This window comes from Thermus sp. FJN-A (assembly GCF_054655095.1).
This window is the reverse complement of record NZ_BAAHSC010000167.1, coordinates 155273-173602: the sequence shown is the minus strand read 5'-3', so window position 1 is coordinate 173602 and position 18330 is coordinate 155273. Positions and strand designations below refer to the sequence as shown.

11 protein-coding genes are annotated in these 18330 nt (G+C 72.7%); 1 reads left to right on the top strand and 10 read right to left on the bottom strand.

The window, feature by feature from the left end:
• Nucleotides 1–13: 13 nt before the first annotated feature.
• The 4 genes from ACYQ0J_RS03850 to ACYQ0J_RS03835 all read right to left on the bottom strand — a co-directional run bounded on the left by ACYQ0J_RS03850 (nucleotide 14) and on the right by ACYQ0J_RS03835 (nucleotide 5531).
• Nucleotides 14–391: a CBS domain-containing protein gene (locus ACYQ0J_RS03850; protein WP_460170857.1), complete on the bottom strand. Its 378-nt coding sequence runs from the start codon at nucleotides 389–391 to the stop codon at nucleotides 14–16.
• Nucleotides 392–525: 134 nt separating this feature from the next.
• Complete coding sequence (locus tag ACYQ0J_RS03845) at nucleotides 526–3396, bottom strand: AAA family ATPase (protein WP_460170856.1); 2871 nt, start codon at nucleotides 3394–3396, stop codon at nucleotides 526–528.
• The gene (locus ACYQ0J_RS03840) at nucleotides 3371–4486 is read right to left on the bottom strand and encodes a metallophosphoesterase family protein (RefSeq protein ID WP_460170855.1); all 1116 of its coding nucleotides are present in this window, start codon (nucleotides 4484–4486) and stop codon (nucleotides 3371–3373) included. The genes ACYQ0J_RS03845 and ACYQ0J_RS03840 overlap by 26 nt, the downstream gene beginning before the upstream one ends.
• Before the next feature lie 28 nt (nucleotides 4487–4514).
• Entirely contained in the window at nucleotides 4515–5531 is a 1017-nt protein-coding gene (locus ACYQ0J_RS03835) for a YibE/F family protein (RefSeq protein WP_460170854.1), read from the bottom strand.
• Between the two features lie 57 nt (nucleotides 5532–5588).
• Between ACYQ0J_RS03835 and ACYQ0J_RS03830 the strand changes: the two genes are divergently transcribed.
• Nucleotides 5589–5975: a zinc uptake transcriptional regulator gene (locus ACYQ0J_RS03830; protein WP_460170853.1), complete on the top strand. Its 387-nt coding sequence runs from the start codon at nucleotides 5589–5591 to the stop codon at nucleotides 5973–5975.
• Here the strand turns inward: ACYQ0J_RS03830 and ACYQ0J_RS03825 are convergent.
• From ACYQ0J_RS03825 to ACYQ0J_RS03800, 6 genes are all read right to left on the bottom strand, one after another.
• A complete protein-coding gene (locus ACYQ0J_RS03825; RefSeq protein ID WP_460170852.1) occupies nucleotides 5957–6370 on the bottom strand; it encodes a DUF4258 domain-containing protein in 414 nt (137 codons plus the stop codon). The two genes, ACYQ0J_RS03830 and ACYQ0J_RS03825, sit on opposite strands and share 19 nt — an antisense overlap.
• A 91-nt stretch (nucleotides 6371–6461) precedes the next feature.
• Nucleotides 6462–7076, bottom strand: a complete 615-nt coding sequence (locus ACYQ0J_RS03820; protein WP_460170851.1) for a ComF family protein — start codon at nucleotides 7074–7076, stop codon at nucleotides 6462–6464.
• A complete protein-coding gene (gene mtnA, locus ACYQ0J_RS03815) occupies nucleotides 7057–8049 on the bottom strand; it encodes an S-methyl-5-thioribose-1-phosphate isomerase (RefSeq protein ID WP_460170850.1) in 993 nt (330 codons plus the stop codon). The genes ACYQ0J_RS03820 and mtnA overlap by 20 nt, the downstream gene beginning before the upstream one ends.
• 10 nt (nucleotides 8050–8059) lie before the next feature.
• Nucleotides 8060–9121 (bottom strand): PQQ-dependent sugar dehydrogenase, encoded by a 1062-nt coding sequence (locus ACYQ0J_RS03810; protein WP_460170849.1) that lies wholly within the window; start codon nucleotides 9119–9121, stop codon nucleotides 8060–8062.
• Nucleotides 9122–9190: 69 nt separating this feature from the next.
• A complete protein-coding gene (gene tdh, locus ACYQ0J_RS03805) occupies nucleotides 9191–10222 on the bottom strand; it encodes an L-threonine 3-dehydrogenase (protein WP_460170848.1) in 1032 nt (343 codons plus the stop codon).
• A gap of 12 nt (nucleotides 10223–10234) precedes the next feature.
• The gene (locus ACYQ0J_RS03800) at nucleotides 10235–18307 is read right to left on the bottom strand and encodes a translocation/assembly module TamB domain-containing protein (protein WP_460170847.1); all 8073 of its coding nucleotides are present in this window, start codon (nucleotides 18305–18307) and stop codon (nucleotides 10235–10237) included.
• Nucleotides 18308–18330: the final 23 nt, after the last annotated feature.

Here is an 18330-nt window from a genome sequence, read left to right as displayed (position 1 = left end):
CGCGGTGGAGGACCTAGAAGACCGCCTTGCGCAGGATGTCGGTGACGGAAACGATGCCGATGACCTCGCCCTGGATCACGGGGGCGCGGCGGATGCCGGTGTTGGCGAAGAGGCGGGCCACGTACTCCACGGCCAGGTCGGGGTTCACCGTGATCACGGGCTTGGTCATGATCTCGTGGACCTGGACGGTGGAGGGGTCCTTGCCGTAGGCGATCACCTTGTAGACGATGTCGGTTTCGGTGACGATGCCGTAGGCGTCCTCCTCGTTGCGGCGGTCCACGATGAGGGCCCGGAGGCCCGTCTCCTTCATGAGGTTGATGGCCTCCTTCACCGTGGCCGAACCCTGGATCTTCACCACCTCGGTGGACATGATGTCCTTGGCCTTCTTCACGGGGCACCTCCTTACCCGGCGTAAGGCTTGGCGGGGTTATCCGGGCACCTCCACCCTACCCCAGGGGGTATCGGGTTTGGTAGGGATATTTCTCCCTTTCCTTTTACGTAGCAAAGTTCTCTCATAAGAGCCCTTCACGCCCACTCCACCCGGCTCCCCCAGGGGTGCTTGCGCACCACCAGCCTCGCGGGAAGCCTCGCCGCCAGGGCCTCCACGTGGGTGACGATGCCCACCAGCCGCCCCCGGGTGGGCAGGCTCTCCAGGATCCCCGCCACCACCTCCAGGGTCTCGGAGTCCAGGGTGCCGAAGCCCTCGTCCAGGAAGAGGGCCCCAAGCCTTCCCTGGGAAAGCTCCTCGGAGAGGGCCAGGGCCAGGGCCAGGCTGGCCAGGAAGCTCTCCCCCCCGGAGAGGGTCTTGACCGAGCGCCGGGCCTCGGTCCAGAGGTCCAGGACCTGGTACTCGTCCTCCTGGGAGCGCAGGCGGTAGCGGCCGTGGGACAGGGTGGCCAAGAGCTCGTCGGCCCGCTCCACCAGGCTCCGCTGCCGGAGGCCCAGAAGATAGGCGGGGAAGTTGTTCCCCTGGAGGTCAAGGGCAAGCTTCTCCCACAGGCTCACCTCCCGCACCACCTCCGCGAGCCTCCCCTCCAGCTCCTGCTTGCGGCGGAGCTGGGCGAGGGCCACCTCCAGGTCCCGCCGCAGGACCGCTTCCCGCCCCCGAAGCCGGGAGGCCTCCTCCCTTGCGGCGGAAAGCCGCCTGCGCGCCTCCCCAGCTTGCGCCAGGGCCTCCTCCAGGGAAAGGCCCGTGGCGGGCAGGGCCTTGAGCTCGGCCCGCACCTGGGCCAGTTCCTCCTCGTGCTTCTTAAGGCGGGCCTCGAGGGCCTGGCGCTCCTCCTTGGGGAGGTACAAGGCCCTGGCCTCCGCCTCCGGCATAAGGCCCTCCACCCGCCCCCTGGCCTCGGCCACCGCCTTTTCCTGCTCCTCCCGCCGGGCCTTAAGGGCGGAGACCTCCCGCTCCAAGGCCTCTAGCTCCCGGACCAGGGCCCGGTCCCGCTCCTCCAGGGCCCCCAGGACCCGAAGCTCCTCTTCAAGCCCGGCCAGGTGGGCCGCGAGGTCCTGCCCCCCGGTCCTCTCCCGAAGGTGCCGGTAAAGCCCCGCGGCCAGGGCCCCCTTCTCCTCCGCCAGGGCGGAAAGCTCCCCCTCCAGGGCGCCGAGGGCCGCCCCGGGGTCCAGGTCCCCGCGGCGGCGCCGGGCCTCCTCCGCCTCCAGGTCCCGCACCGCCTCCTCCAGGGCCTTGGCCTCCCCCAAGGCGGTGCGGTAGCGGTCACGAAGCGCCTCCAACCGGGCCCTGGCCTCCTCCAGGGCCCGCGCCAGGGCCTCCTCGTCCCCCGGGGCGGGCTCCACCCCCAAGGCGGCCAGGGCCTCCTCTTTAGCTTTCCTCTCCCCCGCCACCTGCCCCAGGCGGGCCTCCACCCGGCGGAGCGCCTCCCCCAGGCGCTGCCTCTCCGCCCTCAGGTCCGCCCCTTCCGGCTCGGGGGGCAGGGCGTGGACCACCCCCCCGCAGAGGGGGCAGGGCTTCCCCGCCTCCAGGAGGTGGCGGTAGGCGAGAAGGCCGAGCCTTTCTTCCTCCTGGGCCAAGGCGGCCAGGGCCCTTTCCAGCCGCCCCCGTTCCTCCAGAAGCCCCGCCTCCTCCCGGGCCAAGGCGGCCAGGGCCGCCTCCAGGCGGTGGGCCTGGGCAGCCTTTAAGGCCCCCTCAAGCTCCTCCACCCGAAGCCTCACCCCCTGGCCCTCCTCCTTCAGGGCCTCCAGGGCCAAAGCCAGGGCCGAAAGGGCCTCCCGCTTCTTGGCGAGCTTTCCCCGCGCCTCCTTCCAGGCCCTGAGGGCCTCCGCCTCCTGCCGCAAGGCCGCCTCCCGCTCCAGAAGCCCCGCCAGGGCCTCGGGGTCCAGGCGGGCTTTGGGGTGGTCCGTGACCCCCACCCGGCGCCAGAGGAGCTCCAGGGCCTTAAGGCCCTGGGCCTCCGCCAAGGCGGCGCGCACGGCCTGGAGCCGGGCCGGGTCAAAGGCAAGCGCCCTCCGCTCCTCCTCCAGGGCCTCCCGGCGGGCCGCCCTTGCGGCCAGGGCCTTCTGGGTGGCGGCCAGGGCCTCCTCCTTGGCCCGGAGGTCCCGCCACAGGGGAAGGGCCCGCTCCGCCTCCTCTGCCCGCTCCAGGCGGCGGCGCACCTCCTTCAGGCCCTCCTCCTCCTTCTCCAGGCGGGAAAGGCGGGCGAGAAGCTCCTGGCGGCGGCGGGCCAGGTCCAAGAGGGCCTCCGCCTCCTTGAGGGCCTCCTCCAGGCGCCCTACCTCCCCCTCCCGGCGGGCCGCCTCCCTCGCCACCGCCACAAGCTCGGCCTCCAGGGCCTCCTTGGCCTCGAGGCTCACCCCGGCGAGGCCCGAAAGCTCCCCCTCCAGCCGCCCCTTCTCCTCCAAGAGGGCGGCCTTCCTGGCCGCCGCCCTCTCCCGGGCCCGGTCCAGGCGGGCCAGCTCAAAAAGGTCCAGGAGAAGCTTCCGCCGCTCCCGGGCCTCCCCCTTGAGGAACCGGTCAAACTCCCCCTGGGGCAGGAGCATGGCCCGGGTGAAGGCCTCGTAGGAGAGGCCCAGGAGGTCCTGCAGGGCCCCGTTCAGCCGCTCCAGGGTCTCCAGGGGGAGAAGCCTATCCCCCTCTGGAGAGGCCTCAAAGAGCCGCCCCTCCGTGCGCCGCCCCCTGGCCCGCTCCACCCGGTAGACCCTGGCCCCCACCTGGAAGGTGAGGCTCACCCGGGCCTCGGAGGCGGCGGGGTGCCTGAGCTCGGCCACCGTGTGGCCGAGGCGGGGCACCCGCCCGTACAGGGCGAAGGCCAGGGCGTCCAGGAGGGTGCTCTTCCCGCTCCCCGTGGGCCCGGTGATGGCGAAAAGCTCCACGTCGGAGAAGTCCACCTCCTGCCTTTCCCGGTAGGGGCCAAAGCCCTCAAGCACCAGGCGCAAGGGCCTCAAGCTCCACCTCCTTCAACACCTGGGCAAAGCGCTCCAGGAGGGCCTCCTCCTTCCTTCCCTTCTCCTCCAGGTAGCGGCCATAGGCCTCCACGAACCCGAGCTCCTCCCCCGCCTCCCCCTTCCCCTCCACCTCCACCCCCGCCGCCTCCACCGCCAGGAGGTGGGGAAGGTCCCGGAAGAGGCGCTCCTTCACCGCGGGGGAGAGCCTCCCCTCCACCACCAGGCGCAGGTAGCCGGGGAAGCGCTCCATCTCGGGGAGCCTGGCGTCCAGCTCCTCCGGCTTCAGGCGGAAGGTCCTTAAGGGCTTCCCCCAGCGCTCCCGGATAGGGTGGACCCGCACGGGCCCCGAGGGGGGAAGCTCCACCAGAAGCGCCCCCCGCTCCGCCTCCTCCCCCTCCCCGAAGTCCAGCTGGACGAGGCTCCCCGGGTACCAGGCCAGGGGGGCCTCGGAGACCTGCTGCTGGCGGTGGACGTGGCCCAGGGCCAGGTAGCGGGCGGCCAGGGGCAGGGCCGAGGGGGGCACGGCGTAGCTCCCCGTGAGGTGGAAGACGAACTCCCCCGCCCCGGGCCTCGCCCCCTCCAGGGCGAAGTGCCCCAGCATGAGGGGGCTTTCCAGGTTGGCCAGGATGCGGCGCATGGCCTCCGCGTAGGTGCGGTGGCGGTCCTCCTCCTCCTGAAAGACCTTCTTCACCAGGACCCGCTCGGAGACGAAGGGCAGCAGGGCGGCCTGGAAGCGCTCCACCACCCCCCCTTCCTCCCGCAGGAGGGGCCTGCCCCGCACCTCCGCCCCCGCCAGGGCGAAGAGGGGGGAGAGGGCCTCGAGGCGCTCCTTGGGGTCGTGGTTCCCCGCGATGACCAAGGCGGGCACCCCGAGCTCCCTCAGGCCCAGGAAGAAGGCCACCGCATGGGCCTCGGCCTCCGCGGAGACCTGGGGGCGGTCAAAGAGGTCCCCGGCCACCACCACCAGGTCCACCCGCTCCTGGCGGACCACCTCCAATAGGTTCTTCAGCGCCTCCCCGATCTCCGGGGTCCGGTCCACGCCCTTTAATACCTTTCCCAAGTGCCAGTCCGCGGTGTGGAGTAGGCGCATAGGCTTCCCCCATCCTACCCCTGGCGCCTCAGTGGAGGTGGCCGTGGTCCCCCGGGGGCCCGCCCCTTCCCCCCCGGAAGGCCCAGGCGGCCAGCAAGGTGGTGAAGGGCACCGCCAGGAGAAGCCCCAAGGAGCTGAGGACCATGGCGGCGATCTCCGCGGCGAAGGGCTCGGTGTTCAGGAGGAAGCGCAAGGGGGTGGGGTCCTTGGTGAGGAGGAGGAAGAGGGGCAAGGACCCCGCGGCGTAGGCCAGGACCAGGGTGTTCACCAGGCTGCCGATGTGGTCGTAGCCCACCTCCATCCCCCGGCGGTAGAGCTCCCCGAGGCCAAGGCGGGGGTTGGCGTGGGCCAGGGCCTGGACCACCGCCGCCTGGGTGACGGCCACGTCGGTGAGGGCCCCCAGGGCCCCCACCACCACCCCCGCCAGGAAGAGGGAGACCAGGTCCACCCCGCCCCACTGGTAAAGGAGGAGGGCCTCCTCCGAGGCCAGGCCGGTGAAGGCCATGCCCCGCACGAAGAAGAGGCTCAGGCCCAGGACCAGGGCCACGGAAAGGAGGGTGCCCAGGAGGGCCGCGGTGGTCTTGCGGTTCACCCCGTGCACCAGGTAGAGGGTGAGGAAAAGCACCCCCACGCTCCCCAGGAAGGCGTAGAGGAGGGGGTTTCCCCCCGCCGCCACCCGGGGCACCACCAGGTAGACCACCACGAGGAGGCTGAGGAAGGTGCCCAAAAGCCCCCGCACCCCCTTGCCCCGGCCGAGCAGAGCGGCCAGGGAGGCGAAGAGGCCGAGGAGGGCGAAGAGCCAGGGCAGGCGGTCGGGCTCGGTCACGTAGAGCCTTCCCCCCTCCCGGTAGAGGACCACCCGCTCCCCCGGGCGGAACCCGCCCCCGTCCGTGGGGAGGAGGGCCTCCTCGGTTCTCCCTTCCACCGCCACCTGGGCCCGGCTCGAGGCGGGGTCCAGGGAGAGGATCCGGCCCACCAGGTACTGCCCCTCCCCCTGGGCCCAGGCGGGAAGGAGCCAGAGCAGGACCAAGACCAGCCCGCGCATGGCCCCACTCTAGCCCCTCAGGATGAAAATTTCTTCTCAAGTTGCTATCCTTAAGGCATGGAACGCTCCACAAGGCAGCGGCGGGCCATCCGGGAAGCCTTCCTGGAGGCGGGCCGCCCCCTCTCCCCCCAGGAGGTGCTGGAGCTGGCCAAGCGCAAGGTGCCCACCCTGGGCCTGGCCACCGTCTACCGGACCCTGAAGGGCCTGGTGGAGGAGGGTTTCCTCACCCCCGTGGCCCTCCCCGGGGAACCCTCCCGCTACGAGCCCGCGGGGAGGGAGCACCACCACCACTTCCTCTGCCGCCGCTGCGGGCGCGTGTACGAGCTCCTGGGCTGCGACCTGGCCCTAAGCCATCTCCCCCCCGGCTTCCAGGCGGAGGGCCACGAGGTCACGGTCTTCGGCCGTTGCCCTGAGTGCGCGCCCGGCTACTCCCAGGCGGGGTAGGCCTCCTTGGGCTTGCTCCAGCGGACCTCCTCCAGGGCCCGGTCAAAGCGCAGGATGGCCGCCAGGCGGGCCCGGGAGTAGACCCGGTGGGGCTCCTTGGGGATGAAGGCGGTGACGATGTCCACGTGGCGGGGGGCGGCGTACTCCAGCACCACGTGCAGGGGAAGCCTGAGGCGCGGGGGGAAGACCATGTAGCCCAAGACCAGCATCCGCTGGTCCTCGGGGTAGATGGCAAGCTCCCTCCCCCACTCCAAGGCCCGGAGGACGTCCAGCTCGGTGAAGCCCTCCTGGAGCATGTGCTTGGCCACGTGGGGGCCTAGCCGGTACCGGCCTTCCCTGAGGTGGGGGAGGAGATCCTGGAGGCGGCGAAGGCGGGGCTTTCTCACCGGGACCACCTCCTGGCCCCAAGCATAAGGGGAAAAGGGCCCGGGGAAGGTGGGCCGCCTCATACCCCCCATGCCGGCCCAAGCCCGCATAGGGGGGGCATCACCCATAAGGCCCCAGGGCCCCGGGGTCCCGCACCGCCAGGAAGGCCCCGTACACCCGGCTTGCCCCCGCCCGGAGGAGGGCCTCCTTCGCCCTCAGGAAGGTGGCCCCGCTGGTCAGGACGTCGTCCACCAAGAGCCAGGCCCCCTCCACCCGGCCCAGAGGGGCGAAGAGGTCCGGGGGAAGCCTTTTCCGCCCCCGTCCCCGGGTGGGCTGGCTGGGGGCGTAGCGCACCCGGCGAAGCACCCGGCGGTGGGGGAGCCCCAGGTGCCGGGCCAGGGCCTGCGCCAGGAGTTCCGGGGGGTTGTACCCCCGCCTCAGGAGCCGGGGCAGGAGGGTGGGCACCGCGGTGACCCCCGCCAGGGCCCAGCCCTGGCCCCGCACCCCCTCGGCCAGGGGCGCGGCCAGCAAGGGGGCAAGCCCCGCCCTTCCCCGGTACTTCAGGGCCCGGGCCAGCCCCCCCACCCGGCCGTAGAGGCCCAGGTAGACCACCTCCCCCGTGGCGAAGGCCCGAAGCCCTTGGCGGCAGCGGGTGCAGAGCAAGGGCTGATCCAGCCTCCCCCCGCACCCGGGGCAGGCGTGGCCCAAGAGCCCTTCAAGCAAGCCCCAGAGCATCCCGTAAGGCCTCGTCAAAGGGGGGGTAGAGCACCCCCTTCTCGGTGACGATCCCCGTGAGGTAGCGGTGGGGGGTCAGGTCAAAGGCGGGGTGGTAGGCGGGAAAGCCCTCCGGGGCGAGGCGCAGGCCCCGGACCTCCAAGACCTCCTCCGGGGGCCTCTCCTCAATGGGAATGCCCTCCCCGGTGGGAAGCCTTGGGTCCACGGAGGCAAGGGGAAGGGCGGCGTAGAAGGGGAGGCCGTGGTGGTGGGCCAGGACGGCCAGGGCATAGGTGCCGATCTTGTTGGCGAAGTCGCCGTTTAGGGCCATGCGGTCCACCCCCACGATGACCGCGTCCACCTGGCCCCTCTGCATGAGGAAGCCCGCCATGTTGTCGGCGATGAGGGTGGCGGGCACCCCCGCCTTCTTCAGCTCAAAGGCGGTGAGGCGGGCCCCCTGGAGGTAGGGCCGGGTCTCGTCCACCCACACGTGGGTGACCCGCCCCTGGCGGTGGGCCTCGAGGATGGCCCCAAGGGCGGTGCCAAAGCCCCCGGTGGCCAAAGGCCCCGTGTTGCAGTGGGTGAGGACCCGGCCCCTCAGGACCCTGGCCCCGTGGAGGCTTATGGCCCGCTCCGTCTCCTCCACCTCCCGCCAGAGGGCCAAGGCCTCCCTCAGGCTTCCCTCCGCGCTCCCCCAGTGGGGGCGCATGCGGTCCAGGGCGTGGAAGAGGTTCACCGCCGTGGGGCGGCTTCCCCTTAGGAGCCTGTCCGCCTCCCGGGGGTCCTCCCCCCGGAGGTGGGCCAGCACCATGCCGAAGGCCGCGGAAAGGCCGATGGCCGGGGCCCCCCGCACCACCATGGCCCGGATGGCCTCCGCCATCTCCCGGGCGGTGCGCACGGGGACCCAGACCTCCTCCAGGGGAAGCCGCCTCTGGTCCAAAAGCCAGAAGACCCCTTCCCCCTCCTCCCACCGGAAGGGCAAGACCCGTTCCACGGGCCTAAGTCTACGCCAGGCGAATGACCCGGTCGTCCCCCGGGCGCACCTGGCCCCGGCCGTCCCGGTTGGAGGTGGTCACGTAAAGGGCCCCCTCGGGGCCCACCTGCACCTCCCTTAGGCGGCCGAAGCCGGAAAGGGCGGTCTCCACCCGCAAAACCCGCCACCTCCCCTTTTCCCCGGCAAGCCTCAGGCGCAAGAGGGCCTGGCCCCGGAGGCCCGCCACGTAGAGGTCCCCCCGGAAGAAGGCCAGGTTCCCCGGGGGGAAGCCCTCGGGCCAAAGGTGAAGGGGGTCCCGGTACCGGGGGTCCTCCCCCCGGCCCACCACCCGGGGCCAGCCGTAGTTCCCCCCGGGGACGATCACGTTCACCTCGTCGTGACCAAAGCCCAGCTCCCCGCTCGGCCCGTGCTCGCTAGAAAAAAGCTCCCCGGTCCTTGGGTGCCAGGCAAGCCCTTGCGGGTTGCGGTGGCCGAGGCTATACACCTCGGGCCTCGCCCCCCTACGCCCCAGGAAGGGGTTCCCGGGGGCGGGCTCCCCTTCCGGGGTGATGCGGAGGATCTTCCCCCCCAAGGAGGCAAGGTCCTGGGCCATCTCCCGCTCGTAGACCTCCCCCGTGGTCACGTAGAGCATCCCGTCGGGGCCGAAGGCGATGCGCCCCCCCGAGTGGAGGCCGTGGGGCCGGGCGGGGATCCCGTCCAGGACCACCCGGTCCAGGACCCCCCTTTCCCCCAGGTGCCTAAGGCGCACCACCTGGTTCCTCAGACCCCCCTCCTCCACGGTGCGGTAGGCGTAAAGGTAGGGCTCCTGGGGAAACCGGGGGTGGAGGGCGAGGCCCAAAAGCCCGGACTCCCCCCGGTGGTAGACGGCAAGCTCGGCATAGGTGGTAAGCCTTCCCTCCCTAAAAAGCCGGATCCTCCCGGGCCTCTCCGAGATGAGCATCCCCCCGTCCGGCAGGAAGGCCAAGGCCCAGGGCACCTCGAGGCCCCCCACCACCCCCTCTGCCTTTAGCCCCTGCCCCCGGGCGAAGGGAAGCCCCATAAGCCCCAAGAGAAACCCCCTCCGGCTCAGCATCTTGCGAGGAGGTTACCCCAAGGGCGGGCCCCGCCCCCAGGAGCAGGGCACATTTCCGCAAACCGGCCTTCAGGCCCTGGGGTCCAGGATCACCTTCACCGCCTGGCCCGAGGCCAAGAGGCCGAAGGCCTCCCGGTAGCGGCTCATGGGCAGGCGGTGGGTGATGAGGGGGCTTAGGTCCACCCTCCCCGAGTAGACCAGGGCCGTCCCCTGCATCCAGGTCTGCCAGAGCCGCCGCCCGGCGATGCCGAAGGCGGTGATCCCCCGCATGACGAGCTCCCCGGCCAGGTCAAAGCGGATGGGGTCGGAGGGGATGCCCAAGATCCTCGCCTCCCCCCCGGGGATGAGGGCCTTTAGCCCCTGGTGGATGGCGGTTTCGTTCCCGCTGAACTCCAAGAGCACCTCCACCCCGCTTCCCGTGACCTCCCGCACCACCTGGAGGAGGTCCTCCTCCAGGGGGTTGACGAGCCGGTCGGCGTAGGGCCTGGCGAAGCCGAGGCGGTAGGGGTTGGGGTCCGAGACCAGGATGGGCCCGGCCCCGCTCGCCCGGGCCACCATGGCCGCCATGAGGCCGATGGGGCCCGCTCCCGTGATGAGGACGCTCTTCCCCGAGACCCCGCTTCCCGCGTAGACCGTGTGCACCGCGTTGCCGAAGGGCTCCAGGATGGCCCCCACCTCAAAGGGGAGGTCCTTGGGGTTCACCCAGGCGTTTTCCGCGGGCACCACCGCGTACTCGGCAAAGCCCCCGTCCCGGTCCACCCCGAGGATCTGGGTGTTCAGGCAGACGTGGTAATTCCCCGTGCGGCAGGCGGGGCAGGCGTGGCAGACCACGTGGCTTTCCAGGCTCACGTGGTCCCCCACCTGGGGGCGCTTCACCCCGGGGCCCACGGCCTCCACCACCCCGCTGAACTCGTGCCCGGTGATGAGGGGAGGCCTGATCCTCCCCCGGGCCCAGGGGTCCCACTTCCAGATGTGGAGGTCGGTGCCGCAGATGCTGGCCGCCTCCACCCGCACCAGGATCTCCCCCGGGCCCGGCTCGGGTACGGGGCGGTCCACCAGGGTCAGGCCTTCCTCCGGGGCTAGCTTGGCCAGTGCGCGCATACCGGGGCCATGCTACCACCGGTAGAGGGCCCCCACGCTGAAGCGGGTGGTGTCCGCCGCCTCCAGGCTGAAGGTGAGGCCCAAGGCCTCGGTGAGGTCGTAGCCCAAGGAGAAGCTGAAGCGGGAAAGCCGGCCGTCCCCAGGCTGGAAGGTGGAACCCAAGGCGAAGGTGAACCCGTCCCTGCGGTACTGGGCGGAAAGGGTCTGCTGGCCCCTCAGGTCCACCTCGTAGCCCAGGAAGAGCTCGGGGCTCAGGTACTTCCCCACGGAGAAGCGCACGTCCTGAAGGTCCCCTCCCTGGAATAAGGGCACCTGCACCTGGAAGCGGTCCAGGCCGAGCGTGCGGGCCAGCTCCCGCTCCAGCTGCCCCAGGACCAGGTTCTCCAAGGCCGCCCCCAGGGCGGCCTGGGGCAGGGTCTCCGCGAGGCGCGTCACGTCGGGGGTGCCCAGGGTGAGGAGGGCGTAGATCTCGGGCTCGGTAAGCGGGGGTTCCGAGGCGAAGTGGGGCTCCAGGCGCACCTTCACCCGCCCGTTGGCCCGCAGGAACTCCCCGGTGGCCCGCAGGAAAACCCGGTACCCCCGGGTCTCCGCCTGGGCCTCCAGGGCAAACTCCGGCAACAGGCCCCGGTCCGGGCGGAAGCGGAGGACGCTCCCCTTAGGGTCCAGGGCGAAGAGGGAGTCAAAGAGGCGGAAGTTCCCCCAAAGGGCCCCCACCTCCCCCGCCAGGAAGGGGTCGGCGTAGCTTCCCCCCAGGAAGACCTCCCCCTTGAGCTCCCCCTGGACCAGGCTCTCCTGGACCAGGATGCCCCGCTCCGCGTAGAGCCTTACCCCGTCAAAGCGGAGGGGCACGGCCGGCCGGTCCCCCACCGCCACCCCCTCCTGGGAGAGCTCCCGGGCCCGCGCCACCAGCTGTTCCCCTGACGGGGAAGCGGCGGGCAGGGCCAGGCGGGCCCTCAGCACCTCCGCGTTCCCCGTGAGGTGGTAGGTGCCCTTCTCCTCGTAGAGGAAGAAGCTCTTCACGTCCAGAAGCCCCTCTTGCAGGTAGTACTGGGGGTAGTAGAGGGGGAGCCGGCCGTAGCCCGCCAGGCGCAGGGGGAAGAGGGTGCCCTGGGCCTGGGCCTCCCCCAGGCGGATCTCCACCTGGTAGCCGGGGTAGCGGAAGGCCACCTCCGCGGGGGTGGCCTCCTTGAGGCCGGGCAGGGAGACCTCCCCCCGGGCCAGGACGCGGAAGTCCTCCAAGGCGCCCTCGAGGCCCAGCCGGGCCCGCCCGGGGAAGGGGGCGGAGAGGAGGAGCTCCCCCTGGGCCTGGGCCCCCCCGTTCAGGGCCAAAAGCCCCTCGGGCAAATACCCCGCCACCGGTCCCAGGCGGAAGCGGAAGTCCCGGAAGGCCATCTGGAAGCCCTCGCCCCTGAGGCGAAGGGTCAGGCTCCCCGAGCCCTCCGGGCGGTAGGGCTTGAGGGCGGGCACCACCTGGAGCACGGGGGTGAAGACCGTGTCCTTCAGGCTCAGGTAGAGGTCGCTCCCCTCCCGGCTCCAGTACCCTCCGCCCTCCCAGGTGCCCTGCCCGGAGAGGTGGAGGTGGTCCACATGAAACCGCCCCCCTTGGAAGCGGAAGGCCGCCCGGCCCCTGAGCTCGTCCCCCGCCCCCAGGAAGCGGAGGCTTTCCCCCACCAGCACCCCCTCCCCTCCCCAGGGGTCGGCGAGGGGCAGGCGGAGCCGCACCGCCCCCGTCCAGTAGGCCTCCCCCTCCAAAGGCCCCGCCACCGCCGCGAGGAGGAGGTGGAGGGGAAAGGCGCGGGGGGTGGCGAAGAGGTCCAGCCTTCCCCCCTCCAGGTCCACCCGGAAGGGGCTCTCCCCCAGGCGCCCCTCCCCCCGGAGGAGCCCCGGGCCCAGGGCCCCCGAGAAGGCGAGGGGAAGGGAGATGCCCGCCACCTCCGCGTGGCCCTCGAGGCTCCCCCGGGCCTCCCCCCCCTCCAGGAGGAGCCGCCCCGAGACCCGCCCCTTGAGGTAGGGGGCGTAGCGGCCCACGAAGTCCTCCAGCACCGCCCGCTCCAAGAGGAGCTCGCCCCTGAGGGGAAGGAGGCTCCCCCGGGCCGCCACCCGGCCCACATCCCCCTCCAGGACCCCCTCCACCCGGTACCCCTCGCCGAAGACCCGGGCCCGGAAGCGGCTCCCCAGGGGAGGGAGGGGCAGGTCCACGCGGAGTTCCCCCGCAGGGGGGTAGGCGAGCTCCCCGGCCAGGTACGGCCCCTCCGCCCTCAGCCTGGCCTCCAAAAGCCTCCCCGAGACCTCCAGGACCTCCTCCCCCGCCCGGTACCGGGCCCAATACGCCCCGGTGAGGTCCACCTCCCCCTCCAGCCTCCCCGCCCCCGCCGCCCACCAGGGCCAGGCGGGGTGCTCCCCAAAGAGCCGGACCCCCTCCCCCGCCCCCTCCAGGCGCAGGGCGAAGCCGTGGAGGGAAAGGGAAAGCGCCCCCTCCAACCTCCTTTCGGCGTAGCGCAAGGCCCCCTCCCCTTCCGGGCTCGTGAGGGCGAGGGAAAGGTCCTTCAGGTCCACCTCCCCCTCCAGGGGAAGCCCGAGGCCCGGGACGCGGTAGGCGAGGAAGAGCCTTCCCCCTTCCCCCCGGGCCTCCACCCCCTCCGGCACCGACCGGGAAAGGAGCCGCGCCCTGCCCCCCGCCTCCCGCGCCGCCAGGTCCAGCCAAAGCCCTTCCACCTGAAGCCTGGGCCAAAGGAGACGCACCGCCTCCCCCAGGACCTCCCCCTCAAGCTCGGGAACCCCCCGCCCCGAAAGGGCCACCCACCCCTCCCGGAAGAAGAGCCTCCCCCGCCAAGCCTCCTTCCAGGCCACCTCCCCCTCGAGGTCCCCAAGGAAGGCGAGGCGGAGCCCCTCGGCGCCAAAGCTCCCCGAGAACCCGGCCTCCCGGCCGAAGGCGGCAAGCCGCCCCGAGGCCAAGACCTCCCCCCACGCCCCCTCCACCCGCCCCCAGAGAGCGAGGGGCCCGTAGCGGAACCCCTCCAGGTCCAGGGCGACCCCCTCGGGCCCCACCTCCCCCCGCACCCCTTCCCCGGAAAGGCCCACCCGGAACCCGGGAAGCCCCTCCAGGGCGAGGGCCACCTCCCCATACCGGTACGTCCCGGAAAGCCAGACCCCCGGATAGACGCCCTCCGCCTGGAGCTCCCCCAGGCCCAAAGGAAGCGCCCCCGCGTACCGGTAGGCGAGGCGGAAGGGATTTAGCTCAAGCCGCCCCGCAAGGGGAAGGCCCTCCCCCTCCAGGTCCAGGCCGAGCCCCCGCCCGAGGAGGCGCACCGCCCCGTAAGGGGTGGCAAGCCGCCCCTCCCCCACGACCTGCCCCAGGTACCCCTCGGGAGCGGTGTAGCGGTAGCTCCCCGAAAGGACAAGCTCCCCGTGGGCGAGCCTTCCCGAAGCCTCCAGGGAGAGGCCGGGGCAAGGCCCTAAGGGCGCGGGCAGGCAGAACCACCCTTCCCAAGCCCCTTCCCAGGCCCCCTCCCCAAGGAGGCGGAAGCGCCCCTCCCCCAGGTCCACCTCCCCGGCCACCGCCCCCCCGGAAAGGGGATAGCGGAGGGAAAGCCTCCCGGAAAGCCCCTCGGCGTACCGGGCCTCCCCGAAGAGGCGCGGCCCCCGGAGGCGCAGGACCACCCCTTGGGGACCGTAAGCCGCCTCCAGCCCTTCCCCCAGCACCTCCCCGGCCAGCTCCGCCCGCAAGGGGGAGAGCCAAACCGCCCCCGCAAGCCTCCCCTCCGCCCGCGCCAAGGCCAGGGGGATGGGGCCCTCCCAGGGCCCGTCCGCCCGGGCCTGGACCCGGAGGGGAAGCCCGAAGGGGGTGAGGTCCTTGTCCAGGTGTAGGAAGAGGTGCCCCCCTTCCAGGGCGAGCTCCACCCCTTCCGCCTCCGCCCGGAGGAGGAGGCCCTCGAGGTCCGGCGCCCCGCCCCGGTAGCGGTAGGCGAAGCGGAAGGGCACCTCCGCCCCCTCGCCCCGGAGGACCCCACCCCCCGCCAGGTCCAGACGGGGCAGCTCCCCATGGAAAAGGGCCGAGGCCTCCAAATGAGCTTTCCCCAAGGACCGGGCGTAGCCCGCCTCCCCCTTCAGGGCAAGCCCCTCCAAAGCCGCCCTCCCCCGGACCTCCCCCCACGCCCCCTCCCCTTCCAGGGAAAGGTGCAAGGGGCCCGCCCCCTCCCCCCGGAGGCGGAGGCCCAGGCCCTGGGCCTCCAGGGTCCCCCTATACCCTTCCGGGCCAAGGCCCAGGTCCGCCCGCACCCGGACGCCCCGGACCTCCGCCTCCCCCTGGGCCGAGACCCAAAGCCCCCCCTCGTACCGGGCGGCCAGGGCCAGGGGGGCCTCCCAGACCGCCTCCGCCCTAAGCCCCTCCCCCTGGAGGCGCAAGGGGCCCTCCTGCTCCAGGTAGGCGAGGCTCCGCAACCACCCCTCCCCCCGGTAGCGGGCCCCCCGCCAGCGGAGGGCGAGCTCCCCTTCCGCATAGGGGGAGGCGTGGCGCAAGACGCCCTCCCCCTCGAGGGCCAGGAGGTCCAGGCGCCCGGAAAGCCGGGTCTCCCCAAACCCCTCCCGGGCGTAGCGGGCCTCCAGGACCAGGTCCTCCAGGGAGCCCGCCAGCCGGGCCTCCCCTTCCCGGTAGCGGAAGGCCCCCACCACCTCCCCCTTCGGGCCCGGCCCCAGGCGCAAGGACCCCTCCCCCCTGACCTCCCCCAGGCCCCATAGCCTTCCGTCCTTGGGGGCCCAGGCCAGGCCCAGGTCCCGCGCGGGCAGATAGAGGCTCAAGGCCCCCTCCCGGTAGGCCACCTCCAGGGCCTCCCCCCCGTACCGCAACCGGGCCCAAGCCTCCCCCTCCCCGTCCAGGGAGACCCTTCCCCCGGCCTCCCCCGCCAAGGCCAGGCCGAAGCGCTCCGCCAAGGGTGCCACGTCCCAGAGGGCCAGGACCACCGTCCCCTCCTCCAGGACCACCTTCCCCCCGGGGTAACCCACGGCCAGGAAGGGCCTTCCTTCGTATCCCCCGCGGAAGGCGAGGGGAAGCCCGGCCCAAGACCCCTCCCCCTCCGCCGCCACCCCCAACCCCTCCCCCTGGAACCGGCCCCAAAGCCACCCCTCCTTGCCCCCAAGGGCGAAGGGCAGGCGGAAGCTCCCCCGGTAGCGCAACCCCTCCCCCTCCAGCCGCACCGGGCCCTCCAGGGCGTAGCGCACCCCGGCCTCATGCCACACCCGCCCCCGGAAGGGCACGGGCTCCAGGTAGGGCACCCGGGCCTCCCCCTGGAGGTCCAGGGACAAAGCGTCCCAGGGCCCGCCCCCCGCCGCGGCCAGGCGCACCGCCACGCCCCCCTCCCGGTAGGCCCCCTGGAGGGCCACCTGAAGCCCCGCCGGGGACACCCGCCCCTCCCCCTGCAGGTAGGGCCCGAGGAACCGCACCCGGGCCTCGAGAAGCCCCTCCCCGGCCAGGAGGGCCTCCCCGTAGGGGGAGATGAACCGCAGCCTCCCTCCCCGGGTGCCCCAGGTGCCCGTAGCCCTCAGGGGCAGGCCCAGGGGAGCCAGGTCAAACCCCTCCGCCCTGAGGAGGAGGGAAAGCCCCCCCTCGTAGCCCCCCAGGAGCCTGAGCCCCGGGGCCGTCCCCACGAAGCGCAAAGCCGCCCCCCGCCCCGTGAGGCCAAGCCGCAAGCCGGGCCTCTCCCAGAAGGCCTCCCCCCGGTAGGCCAGGCCCAGGAGGTCCACCCGTCCCAAGACCTGCCCCGGCCCCAAGAGGGGAAGCGCAAGGCGCCCGGAGAGGAACAGGTCCCGCCAGGCCCCCTTCCCCTCCACCGCCCCGTACGGGGTGGCAAGGCGCACCCACCCCTCCTCCACGCTTCCCCCCGCCTTAAGCCGCCCCTCCTGCCCCCGGTAGCGGAAGGGGAGGTCCAGGGAAAAGGGAAAGCCCTCCCGGAAGGCCACCCGCCCCACCCCGGCCACCTCGAGGCCCCCCCGGTCCAGGCGGAAGGCCAAGGGGGGGAGGGCCAGGCCCTCAGGCAAGGGCGGGCGCACCTCCCCCTCTAGGCGCAGGTCCGGGTAGACCTCCCCTCCCCCCTCCACCAGGCCGGTAAGGGCCAGGGAAAGCCTCTCCCCTTCCCCCCGAAAGACCCCCCGCACCCCGTAGGGGGTCTCCACCCGGGCCAGGCCGGAAAACCCCGGCCCCCAGCCCAGGTCGGCCCAGAGGCGCAGGGGGCCGAGCTCCGCCCGCCCCACCAGGCGGAGCCCCTCCCGGTAGGTGAGGCGGAGCTCCTTCGCCTCCAGGGCCAGGCCCGGGCCCGGGTCGTAAGCCCCCCGGAAGGGGAGTTCCCCCAAGGGCGTCTGGACCTTTCCCGAGATCTCCGCCCCCAGGCGGCGCAACCGGGCCTCCGCCTCCAGGTACCGCCCTTTCAGGGAGAGGCTCCCGGAAAGCCCCCCGTCCCGGTAGCGGGCCTCCCCGGAAAGCCTCAGCCGGTCCAGGGCCTGGATGGGCAGGTCCCGGAGGCGCAGGGCCAAAACCCCATCCCGGTAGCTCCCCTCCCCGTGGGGACTACGGAAGCGGAAGCCCGCCGCCTCCTGCCAGAGCTCCACGGGGAAGGAGGCGTAAGGGGAGCTATAGTGGAGCCCCGCCCGCAACCTGCCCCCGCGCAGCCGCCCCGCCCCCTCCAGGCGCCCCACCGCCAAGGGGGTGGGGGCAAGGCTCAGGCCCAGGTCGCCCCAGGTGCCCCTAAAGGCGAGGGGGCCGAGCCGCCCGGCCACCCGCTCCCCCTCCCCGGCCACCTCCCCGGAGAGGTCCAGGGGGAGGAAGGGGGGAAGCCTGACCTCCGGGCTCCTCACCTGGGCCCAAAAGCGGCTCCCCTCGCTCCGGAAGGCCACCTGGGCCAAGCCCTGGAGGGGGCTCGGCCAGGCCACCCTCCCCTCCCCCTGGGTGCGGTTCCCCTGGCCCGTGAGGTGAAGGGTGCTTCCCCGGGTGTCCCGGAGGGAAACCCGGTAGTCCTGCCCCCGGAGGTCCAAGGCCAGGCGGTAGTCCCGGTCAAAGAGCCGCCCCTCCGCCTCGGCCGCCAGGGCGAAGACCCGGTGGAAGGAAAGGGTCCCCCGGTGGCGGAAGGGCTGGGACAAAAACCGCCCCTCCCCCTGGAAGCGTCCCCAAACCCGCACCTCCCCCCAGCCTTCCCCTTCCAGGGATAAGGCCCCCTCCCCCTCCACGGGGAGGTGGAGGCCAAAGTGCCGGGCCAGGGCGGGAAGCCTGGGCCTGCCGGAGAGGGAGAAGCGGTAGCGCTCCCTCCCCAGGTCCACCTCCGCCCGGGCGGCGAGGGGCCCCTCGAGGCCCACCCCCCTAAGCGCCGCCTCCACCCTCTCCCCCCGCAGGCGGATGGGCCCCTCCACCCCCGTGAGGCGGAAGCCCACGAGCTCCACCACCCCTCCCTCCACCCGGGCCTCCCCCTCCATCCCCCCGGGCCCGAGGCGAAGGGCCCCGGCCACCTCCCCCCCCTTCAGGCCCTCATAGAAGAAGGAAAGCCCCCGCACCTCTCCCCTGAAGCCCACCTCCCAGGCGGAGAGGTCCGGGGAAAGCGCCCTCGCCTCCCCCTGGAAGCTCCCCCCGGGGAGCCTTGCGAGGAAGGCGTAGGGGTTCTCCCCCACCAGCAAAAGGCGCAAAGGGGGCAGGAAAAGCCGCCTCCCCTCTGGCAACACCACCTCCGTGTCCTCCAGGCGGAGCTGGCGGAAGACCACCTTCAGGGCGGGGGGCGGCCCTGGCCTTTCCGGGAAGAGGGCCTCCCAGGTGGGGCGGAGCCTGGCCCCCTTCAGGGCCAAGGAGAGGGGGAGCTCCCGGCGGAACAGGCCCAAAAGGTCATAGCGGAGGTCCACCGCCTCCGCCTCCAGGGCGAGGCCTTGGCCCTGAAGGCGCACCCCCTTCAGGCGGAGGCCAAAGAGGAGGTGCCCCCCCACCTCCCCCACCTGCCCCTGGAAGCCGGCGAGGCCAAGCCCCCACACCGCCGCCGCCCGGAGCAGGGGGGGCCAGGCCAACAAGAGGAGGAGGGCCAGGAGCAAGCCCAAAAGCCAAAGCCCCCGCCGCATCCCCTTCAGCATAGGCACGGGAG